The 3565-nt window shown below is 31.7% G+C and carries 5 protein-coding genes; 4 read left to right on the forward strand and 1 reads right to left on the reverse strand.

The features are described from left to right. The first annotated feature begins 287 nt into the window (after positions 1-287). The 4 genes from ybiA to ACH5TX_RS00705 all read left to right on the forward strand — a co-directional run bounded on the left by ybiA (position 288) and on the right by ACH5TX_RS00705 (position 2745). Entirely contained in the window at positions 288-1052 is a 765-nt protein-coding gene (gene ybiA / locus ACH5TX_RS00690) for a riboflavin biosynthesis intermediates N-glycosidase (RefSeq protein ID WP_439337631.1), read from the forward strand. 153 nt (positions 1053-1205) lie between these two features. Then, complete coding sequence (locus ACH5TX_RS00695; RefSeq protein WP_439337632.1) at positions 1206-1697, forward strand: Imm63 family immunity protein; 492 nt, start codon at positions 1206-1208, stop codon at positions 1695-1697. Between the two features lie 200 nt (positions 1698-1897). Continuing rightward, on the forward strand, positions 1898-2335 hold the full coding sequence (locus tag ACH5TX_RS00700; protein WP_439337633.1) for a hypothetical protein: 438 nt from the start codon (positions 1898-1900) through the stop codon (positions 2333-2335). A gap of 251 nt (positions 2336-2586) precedes the next feature. Beyond that, the gene (locus ACH5TX_RS00705; RefSeq protein WP_439337634.1) at positions 2587-2745 is read left to right on the forward strand and encodes a hypothetical protein; all 159 of its coding nucleotides are present in this window, start codon (positions 2587-2589) and stop codon (positions 2743-2745) included. On the opposite strand, the gene ACH5TX_RS00710 is transcribed toward ACH5TX_RS00705, so the two are convergent. After that, on the reverse strand, positions 2732-3187 hold the full coding sequence (locus tag ACH5TX_RS00710) for a hypothetical protein (protein ID WP_439337635.1): 456 nt from the start codon (positions 3185-3187) through the stop codon (positions 2732-2734). The two genes, ACH5TX_RS00705 and ACH5TX_RS00710, sit on opposite strands and share 14 nt — an antisense overlap. Positions 3188-3565: the final 378 nt, after the last annotated feature.

The following is a 3565-nucleotide window of genomic DNA, read 5'->3' on the forward strand; positions in this document are numbered from 1 at the left end:
AATCATTTCGGACTTTTGAGCTTGTTTGCGGAACAAAATAAAATCGGACAAATAAAACGTCTGACTTTTGCCAGATTGCGGAAACAATATTTGACCGAAAAAATAAACTGACAAAAGTATTTATCTGACATAAAAAGCACTTAAACCCAACATCGCATATAAAAAATGCTTATTTTAGTGCTAAATCAAATGGTTATTGCTCCTTTGCTTGCTTCTGATTTTCCTTCGGAAAATCCTCGCACACAAAATCGCACTTTCCATATGCATAACCGTTGCCATTAATTTGAATGAACTACACGAACGAGAAAATAATTGAACAATTTGAATCAGGCGAAAACCTGAAATTCCTATTATTTTGGGGACACACGAAACAAGATTTAATAACTAAATCTTGTTTCAGTCAATGGTACGAATCAAAATTTGAGGTTAACGGAATTGAATATCAAACAGCCGAACATTTTATGATGGCTGAAAAAGCTTTGTTGTTTAATGACAAAGACATTTACGAACAAATAATCAAAAGCTCAAAAGCTGGAAAAGTAAAAGAACTTGGTAGACAAGTAAAGAACTTCAACCAACGTATTTGGGAAGAAAATAGATTTGAAATAGTTGTAAGAGGTAATTTTCACAAGTTTAGTCAAAACCCAAAGCTATCGGAGTTTTTAAGAAATACAAATGACCGAATTTTGGTTGAGGCAAGTCCTGTCGATAATATTTGGGGAATTGGACTCGCTCAAAATAATGAAGACGCTGAAAATCCATACTTTTGGAATGGACTAAATTTACTCGGATACGCTTTAATGGAAACAAGAGACATTCTGAATGAAATTGGAGAATTTAAAACTCTTGAAAATCCAATTTTACCACCTTGGTTAGCTTATCCAGAAATTGACAAATATAGTATTGGTTGGAGAATGGGTTATGGAGAAACTCATATAATGGAATTGAGTAAATATTTGGACAATTTAAGTGCATCTGAAAAGAGAATTTACGAACTGACTTATCCTGCAAATGGAGAATGGAAAGATTGGTATAATGATAATTACAAATAAAAAACTAATGGCAACAACGTGTATAATTAATGGCTAGTTTTAGCCTACTTACGAAAATCCTCGCGGATTTTCTATTCGGTTTTTATTTGCTAAATTAGGTGCGTGGAACACGCCACTAATCATACACAAAACCGTTGTGCATAATTTCAGAAAATGAGCCAAATTCAATTATTAGAAAGAGAATTTAATAGACTTTCAAAAAAAATTAGTGTCCCAGAAAGACTTAAACCAAGCTTTGGTCCTTCGGATTATGATGAGAAACCATACGTTTTTGAAGACTATAAAAATAATCTCCATTATGCTGCAAAAGAGAGAGGACAAATTTCGTTTGACAAAATCACATCAGATTTTGACGAAATTCTTTATTGGATATTTGATAGTATAACATTTTCAATGGCTGTTGATTTTGAATTGAATAGCAGAATAGAAGAACAAGATTGTAGACGAATTGCATTTGAACACCAAACTCAATTAATGACCACGATAAATAAAATTTGGGGTGAAAAAACAATAAAAAAACACAATGAAATATTAAAAGAACATCCTTTTGATGATTTCGCTTCCATAAGAGCCGATTATTGCAGAGATTTAAGAAAACAAGGACTTGGCGAAGATGAAATTGACCGAAAAGCTTATGAAAAATAAAAACTATGCACAACAAAGTATATAAAAAATTGCTAGTTTTATCCTAAACCAAAGTTTGTTGCTCGTTTGTTAGCTTCTGATTTTCCTTCGGAAAATCCTCGCACACAAAAACGCAACTTTCCATATACGTAACCGTTGTAGGTAATTTGGGTACGGTAAAGGCACATAGAAAAAAGAAAGCTTAGAATTTAAAATTAGAAATGAAAAAAATAATTATTGTACTATTTTTTATCCCTCTATTTTGTCAAGCACAAAGTACTGACTCGCTGAATATATTGAAAAAAAATGATTGGCATACTTTACAGTGGTTTGACAAAGACACTATTTTTTTACTTTCCAGAAGAAAAGTCGGAAATTATTCTGACCTTGATTCGCTTAAAGCAATCAGACTGAGAAAAATCGAGTATTACGGAGAAAGAATTAGTTTTAATGAAAATGGTGAATTAGAATATTCTAACCGTATGTCGTGTCCTGTTGGTGAATCATATAAAAAAATATACTCAATAGAATTTAAAAATAACAAACTGATTGTAGATTACGAATACACCAATTGGCCTTGGAGAAAAAATGAAGCAGTTCGTAAAAAAAGAGAATTTGAAATAATTAAATGGAACTCTGAAAGAATCATTTTAAAATAAAAACTACCTACAACAAAGTATAAGAAATAATGCTTAATTTTATTTCTTAATCAAAAGGTTAGTACATTTTTAGTCACTCTGATTTTCCTGCGGAAAATCCTCGGACACAAAACCGCACTATTCTTATACACAACCGTTGCCAACTATACTGTACTCGTACTCTATAATCTGACTTACTGAAATCTCTTTATTTTTTTCCGACCTTTTTTAAAAGCGGATTTTTAAAATATTATAAATAAAATTTAAACATTATGGGAAAACAACCGACAAGACCAAATCCGAACAATCCTACACCGAACAGACCGCAACCAAATAGACCACAACAACCAAACCCAGGATCTTCTCCTAACAGGAACAATCCTCCCGCTCCGAATAAAGGTGGTGGCAGACCTCCTGTTAGAAAGCCGTAAGAAAATAAGATAATAATAAAATTAAACCTACAAACATTGACAAAGCACTTGCGTAATTAAATACGTTAGTAGCTTTGTCATAACATTCTGCCTTATAATCATATCTGTCAATTATTGACTGTTCTGATTTACTTATTTTATTTCCAGCATCTAATTTAGCTTCACACATCAAATAGTCGTTTAAATTTGACCTATGACCTAAAAATTGAGATATAAAGTTTACGATTATAGCGAACAAAAGAACTCCACCAGACCACTTTATTAAACTACTAGTGTCTAAATGCTTATCGTTAATATACTTTAATGTTTCTAAACAGATGTAAATTCCAGCTCCACTAATTGAAACTATTAATAAATCCATTCGTTGAATACTATAAGACATTCCTAATGCGGAAAGTTTTTGTCTTTCTTTAATTCTGTCCATTTTTAATTCTGTTTTCATTTTGTACTAATTTACGTGTTATCTTTTAATTTTTACCAAAATTAATTTGCCTACCCTCTAAAAATAAAGTTTTGTTCAAACCAATGAGCATCTGTATTGATTTAAAAAGTACAGTTGGCAACAAAGTGTATAGTTCATTGCTTCTGATTTTCCTATCGGAAAATCCTCGCGTTTTTACTATCTTTGGTTTACGGCGGAAAATCCTAGCGGATTTTCACGCAACGAAACCATACACAAAACCGTTGGGTTTAATGCCCAAAAAAACGAACTAATAACAAAAAAGAGAAAAATGATTTATCTAGGAATGATTGGAGCTTGGCAACTAATTATAATATTAGTAGTTGTATTACTTGGAATTTTACCAACAATTATTGCTCT

Source organism: Thalassobellus citreus (assembly GCF_044385915.1).
Lineage (GTDB): Bacteria > Bacteroidota > Bacteroidia > Flavobacteriales > Flavobacteriaceae > Thalassobellus > Thalassobellus citreus.